Below are 5,948 nucleotides of genomic sequence, written 5' to 3'. Positions count from 1 at the left end.
AGCGCCCGCGCGGGGCCGGGCCCGCGCGCCGGCCCGAACGCCCGCGCGAGCGGCCGGCGTTCACGCCCGGCGTTCAGCCCCGCCTTCACGCCCGGCGCCAGAGGAACAGCCCCACGCCGGTGAGCACCACCGTCACCGTCCCGGCCGCGCTCCGCAGCGCGTTGAACCGGGTCCAGCGCGGGGCGAAGTCCGCCCAGAGCGCCGCCGCCCGCTCCGGGGTGTCGGCCACGCCGGCGGCCAGCGCGTCGTTGAGCGGAACGTTGACGGCCACGGTCGGCGCGAACGCGCCCACGCCATAGACCAGGGCGGCGGCCAGGAAGGCCAGCGCCGCCGCCCGGTGCCCCAGCGCGAACAGCGCCACGGCGGTGAGCGCGGCCGTCAGGGGCACGGCCACGAAGGGCGTCAGAAACAGCGGGTTGAGAATCTTGGCGTTCATGCCCCGCATGGCGGCGACCGCCTGCTCCGGCTCCACCGTGCCGAGACCCGGCAGCACGGAGACGGAGAAGGCGAAGAACGTGCCGGCCATCACGGCGGCCAGGGTCAGGGTCACGAGCGCGGCGAGAGCGGCGAGAGCGGTCATGGTCCCCAGTCAAGCCCGCCGCCGGGCCACCCACCAGCAGCGGGCCGCTCCCCCGCATAAGCGAGCGTCCAGCCCACGAGGGACCCGCGCCGCCCTGGCCCGTCAGGGCCGGACCACGATCTTGCGCCCCTCCCCCGCGGCGAACCGGTCCAGCGCCGCCGGATAGTCGTCGAGCGGCAGCCGGTCGCTGATGAACACCGCCGGGTCGAGCACCCCCGCGGCGAACAGGTCGGCGGCCCGCTCGTAGCTGTGCAGCACCGCCATCGATCCGGTGATGGTGATCTCCCGGTTGTAGATCAGGTAGGGCTCGATCACGGCGGTGGTCGCGTAGTCGGCGACGCCGAACTGGAGGAACGTGCCCGCCTTGGCGACCCGGCCCAGGCCGTCCTGGATGGCGGCCGCGTTCCCGGTGGCGTCCACCACGATGTCCCAGCCCTCGGGCCGGTCCAGCTCGTCCGCGTCGCTCGCCGTGTGGCAGCAACCCAACGCGGCGGCGGTGGCGAGCCGTTCGGGGTTGATGTCCACCACGTCGACCCCGCTGGCGCCGGTCCGCTTGGCCAGCTCCAGCATCATCAGGCCCATGGTGCCCGAGCCGTAGATCAGCACCCGGGCGCCCAGCGCGGAGCGCAGCACGTCGTAGCCGCGCACCGCGCAGGAGAGCGGCTCGATCAACGCGGCGTCCTCGGTGGCGACATGCTCGGGCAGCGGAACGCAGTTGGCGACCGGGGCCACCGCGTACTCGGCCGCCCCGCCGGGCACCGTCACCCCGATCGCGGCCCAGCGGTCGCAGAGGTTGTTGTGGCCGGTGCGGCAGTAGCGGCACTCGTGACAGTAGAGCGAGGGGTCCACGGCCACCCGCTCGCCGACCGCGCGCTCGGTGACCTCGGTGCCGACGGCCACCACCTCGCCCGCGAACTCGTGGCCCGGCACCACCGGCAGGGTGGGCGCGAACTCGCCCTGCCTGATGTGGAGATCGGTCCCGCACAGCCCGCAGGCCGCGACCCGCACCACCACCTGGCGCGGCCCGGGCGTCGGGTCGGGCACGGTGGTGACGTTGACCCGGCCGACGGACTCGATGAGGGCGGCTTTCACTTGACTGCTCCTAGCGACAGGCCCTGGACCAGCTTGTCCTGGGCGGCGAAGCCGGCGGCGAGCACCGGCAGGGAGATAGCGACGGCGGCAGCCGAGAGCTGCGCCAGGAAGAGGCCCTGGCTGGTGATGAACCGGGTCAGGAACACCGGCGCGGTCTCCGCGACCACGCCCGTGAGCACCCGGGCCAGCAGCAGTTCGTTCCAGCTGAAGATGAAGCAGATCAGCGCGGTGGCCGCGACGCCGGGCAGCACGATGGGCGCGATGACCCGGCCGAGCACCACCGGCAGCCGGGCGCCGTCGAGTTGGGCCGCCTCGATCACCGAGACCGGCACCTCGGCGAGGAACGACTGGAGCATCCACACCGCGATCGGCAGGTTCATCGAGGTGTAGAGCAGGACCAGCAGCCAGACGTTGTCCAGCAGGCCCACGTTCCTGGCGAAGAGGTAGATCGGCAGCAGGCCGGCGACGATGGGCAGCATCTTGGTGGACAGGAAGAAGAACAGCGCGTCGCGCCAGCCCTTCACCGGCCGGATGGCCAGCGCGTAGGCCGCCGGCAGCGCCAGCAGCAGCACCAGCGCGGTGGAGGCCAGCGAGGCGGTCAGGGAGTTGATCAGCGGCGGCCAGGGCCCGCTGTCGAGGAACGAACGGTAGCCCTCCAGGGTCAACGGGGCGGTGAGCGCGGGCGGGTTGCTGGCGGCGTCGGCCTCGCTGTGGAACGAGGTGAGCACCATCCAGGCCACCGGCAGGAAGAGCACCAGCCCGCCGAGCCAGGCCGCCAGGCCCAGCACGGAACCCCCGATCGAGCGCGGCCGTCGCGGACGTTCCGTCAGCTGTCGTGTGGAAGCGGTGAGTTGGGTCATCCCCTGCTTCCCTCCTCCCGGAAGAGCGAGGACACCACGCGCAGCGCGAGGACGGCGATGGCGAGGGAGCCGATGACCACCAGCACCCCGGCCGCCGACGCGACCCCGTAGTCCTGCGCCCGGTAGAACTCGCGGTAGATGACGAAGGGCAGGTTGGCGGTGTCCAGCGCGCCGCCGGTGAGGGTGTAGACGGCCTCGAAGTTCTGCACCACGTAGATCGAGCCGAGCAGGGCGCCGAGTTCGAGGTAGCGCCGCAGGTGAGGCAGCGTCAGGTGGCGGAAGATCTGCCAGTCCCCGGCGCCGTCGATCCGGGCTGCCTCGGCCAGCTCGGCCGGCCGGCTCTGGAGGCCGGCCAGCAGGATCAGCATCATGAACGGGGTCCACTGCCAGATCAGCGAGATCTCGACCGCGAGCAGCGGCATGTCCGAGATCCAGTCCGGCTGGGGCGCGGTAAAGCCGAAGAGGTCGCCGAACTTCCCCAACAGGCCGTTGAGCAGGCCGTATTCGGGGTTGAACAGCAGGTGCTTCCACATCAGCGCGGCGGCGACCGGGACCACCAGGAACGGGGTGATGGCCATGGTGCGCACCAGGCCACGTCCCCGGAAGCGGCGGTCGAGCAGCAGTGCCAGCGCGAGGCCGAGCAGCAGGCTGACGATCACCACGGTGGCGGTGAGCAGCGCGGTGGTGAACACCGCGCCGCGCAGGCTGGACTCGCCGAGCACCGACTCGTAGTTGTCGAGCCCGGTGAACGCCCGGTCCTCCGGGTAGAGCGCGTTCCACTCGAAGAGGGAGATCACCAGGGTCGCGGCGAACGGGAGTTGGGTGACGAGGATCAGGAAGACCAGGGCGGGCAGCAGCGGCGCCCGGGTGGCCCAGGCCCTCGCGCGGCCGGGCCGTCTCGGGGCCTGGCCGGAACGGGCGGGTCGGGGCCGGCTCGACCCCGCAGGTGATTCCGTTGTGGTGGTCATCGCTCGCGGTACCTCTCCGTGGCGGACTCGGCCATGTCCTGGGAGGCGTCGAGGGCTTCCTGGACGGTCTGTTGGCCGGCGATGGCGGCGCTGATCTCCTGGGAGACCAGGGTGCCCAGGTCGGAGAACTCGGGGATGCCGACGAACTGCACGCCGGGGGCCGGGCGTTCCTGCACACCGGGGTCGATCGGGTCGGCCTCGTTGATGGCGTCCCTGGTCACCTCGTAGAACGCGGCGGCGGCCTCCTGGTAGGCCGGGTTGTCGTAGGTGGAGGAGCGCTTGCCGGCCGGGACGTTCTCCCAGCCGAGGGTCTCGCCGACCAGCTCCTCGTACTCGGCGCTGGAGGCCCAGGAGACGAACTCCCATGCCTTGTCCGGCTTTTCGGACGCCTTCTGGATGCCCCAGGCCCAGGTATAGAGCCAGCCTGAGCTGTCGGTCTCCTCGACGGGGGCGGCGACATAGCCGATGTCGCCGCGCACCGGCGAGTCGTCGGCCTCCAGGGAGCCGGCGCCGGCCGTCGCGTCGTACCACATGGCGGTGTTGCCCTGGACCATGTTGTTGAGGCACTCGGCGTAGCCGGACTGCGCGGCGCCCGACTGGCCGTGTTCGCGGACCAGTTGGACGTAGAACTCGGTGGCCTCGACGAACTCCGGTGCGTTCAGGCGGGGTTGCCAGTCTGCGTCGAACCAGGTGCCGCCGTGGGTGTTGACCACGGTGGTCAACGGCGCGATCACCTCGCCCCAACCGGGCAGCCCCCGCAGGCAGATGCCCCTCATCTCGGGCTCGGCCTCGTCCACGGCGGCCGCGAGGTCGGCGACCTCGCTCCAGGTGGGGCGCTCGGGCATGGTCAGCCCGTGCTCGGCGAAGACGTCGGTGCGGTACATCAGGAACGAGGACTCGCCGTAGAACGGCTGGGCGTAGACCTGCCCGTCGTCGCCGGTGAGCGAGGTGCGGATCGGCTCCAGGATGTCGTCCTCGGCGTAGTCGGGGTCCTCGGCGAGGTAGGGGTCGTGCGGCTGGAGCCAGTTGTTCCTGGCGTAGATCGGGGTCTCGTAGTTGGAGATGGTCGCCACGTCGTACTGGCCCGACTGGTTGGCGAAGTCCTGGCCGATCTTGTCCCTCACCTCGTTCTCCGGCAGCACGGTGAAGTGCACCTCGATGCCGGTCTCGGCGGTGAAGTGATCGGCCGTCAGCTCCTGGAGTGCCAGCATCTGGGGGTTGTTGACCATGAGGACGTTGATGCTGTTGGCGCCGCCCGAGCCGGGGCCGCCGGCTCCGGCGCAGGAGGTCAGCAACGCTCCGGCGGCGGCCGTGGCCAGCCAGGCGCGTCGCCTGCGTCGTCTTCCCTTGGACATGGGGGGCTCCTGGGGTCGTGGCGGCCGTGCGGGATCGCCCCACCCGCGCGGCCGGGGTCGGTTGATGGGGTCTGTGGCCTGGCGGGGCCGCGTGCTCAGACGCGGATGACCTGCGGCCCCTTGAGGACATAGCGCTGGGCCTCGGCCGCGGGGAGGCGCACGCTGGTCACGACGGTGTCCAGGTCGGACACGTCGGCGAAGCGGCAGAAGCTCGCCACTCCGAACTTGGTGTGGATACCGGCGAAGACGCGGCGCCGGGAGACCGCCACGGCCCGCCGCTTGACCTCGGCGACCGCCGGGTCGGGCGTGGTCAGGCCGTGCTCGCGGGAGATGCCGTTGGCGCCGATGAAGCCGAGGTCGATCACGAAGCCGCCGAGCATGTCAGTGACCCAGTGGTCGACGGTCGCCAGCGTGGCGTCCCGCACCCGGCCGCCGAGCAGCAGCACGGTGAACTCGTCGACCGCGGCCATGGCGCTGGCCACCGCCAACGAGGCGGTGACCAGGGTGAGTCGGCGGTCGCGCGGCAGGGACTCGGCGATCAGCTGCGGGGTGTAGCCCTCGTCCACGAAGATGGTCTCGGCGTCGCCGACCAGTTCGGCGGCCGCGGCCGCGATCCGTCGCTTCTCCGGGACGTGGCGGGTTGAACGGGCGGCGAGCGTGGTCTCGAAGCTGGCGCTCTCCACGGGGTAGGCGCCGCCGTGGGTGCGGCGCAGCAGGCCGTGGGCCTCCAGCACGCGCAGGTCGCGGCGGATGGTCTCCCTGGCCACCCGCAGCTCCTCGGCGAGCGCGGTCACCTCGACCGAGCCAGCCCGGCGGGCGGCCCGCACGATCGCGCGTTGCCGCTCCACCGCCGCCATGGCCGCCTCCCGCTCCGGTCGTCGTCTCGTCGCCCGTGCCGTATGGGCCCGTACGGAGATTTGTACCGGTGCCCGGCGGCCCCGCACAGGGGGCATCCCCCGGGTTTCGCGCCCGTTTCTGCCCGTTTTCCGGCGCGCGAGCCAGCGCGTGCGCCCTGGTCAGCCGGCGCGCGAGGGGGCGCGTCCGACCCGTCGAACGCCCGTTTAACGCACCACCGACGCCCGTCCCTCGCCCG

6 protein-coding genes are annotated in these 5,948 nt (G+C 72.0%); all 6 read right to left on the bottom strand.

Annotated elements, in window-relative coordinates:
- Positions 1-85: 85 nt before the first annotated feature.
- A complete protein-coding gene (locus EBN88_RS27930) occupies positions 86-580 on the bottom strand; it encodes an anthrone oxygenase family protein (RefSeq protein ID WP_122399821.1) in 495 nt (164 codons plus the stop codon).
- Positions 581-682: 102 nt separating this feature from the next.
- Positions 683-1,672 carry a zinc-dependent alcohol dehydrogenase family protein gene (locus tag EBN88_RS27925; protein WP_122399820.1) on the bottom strand — a complete coding sequence of 330 codons (990 nt, stop codon included), beginning with the start codon at positions 1,670-1,672 and terminating at the stop codon, positions 683-685.
- Positions 1,669-2,532 (bottom strand): carbohydrate ABC transporter permease, encoded by an 864-nt coding sequence (locus tag EBN88_RS27920; RefSeq protein ID WP_122399819.1) that lies wholly within the window; start codon positions 2,530-2,532, stop codon positions 1,669-1,671. The genes EBN88_RS27925 and EBN88_RS27920 overlap by 4 nt, the downstream gene beginning before the upstream one ends.
- Positions 2,529-3,500, bottom strand: coding sequence for a carbohydrate ABC transporter permease (locus tag EBN88_RS27915; RefSeq protein ID WP_122399818.1), 972 nt, complete (start codon positions 3,498-3,500; stop codon positions 2,529-2,531). The genes EBN88_RS27920 and EBN88_RS27915 overlap by 4 nt, the downstream gene beginning before the upstream one ends.
- Entirely contained in the window at positions 3,497-4,855 is a 1,359-nt protein-coding gene (locus EBN88_RS27910; RefSeq protein ID WP_122399817.1) for an ABC transporter substrate-binding protein, read from the bottom strand. Before EBN88_RS27910 ends, EBN88_RS27915 begins: the two co-directional genes overlap by 4 nt.
- Before the next feature lie 95 nt (positions 4,856-4,950).
- Positions 4,951-5,712: a DeoR/GlpR family DNA-binding transcription regulator gene (locus tag EBN88_RS27905; protein ID WP_122399816.1), complete on the bottom strand. Its 762-nt coding sequence runs from the start codon at positions 5,710-5,712 to the stop codon at positions 4,951-4,953.
- Positions 5,713-5,948 lie beyond the last annotated feature (236 nt).

The sequence above is a fragment of the Streptomyces triticirhizae genome (assembly GCF_003696235.1).
In the GTDB taxonomy this organism is placed as follows: Bacteria; Actinomycetota; Actinomycetes; order Streptomycetales; family Streptomycetaceae; genus Streptomyces; species Streptomyces triticirhizae.
The sequence above is the reverse complement of the archived record's forward strand: the minus strand, read 5'-3'. Positions and strand labels throughout refer to the sequence as shown.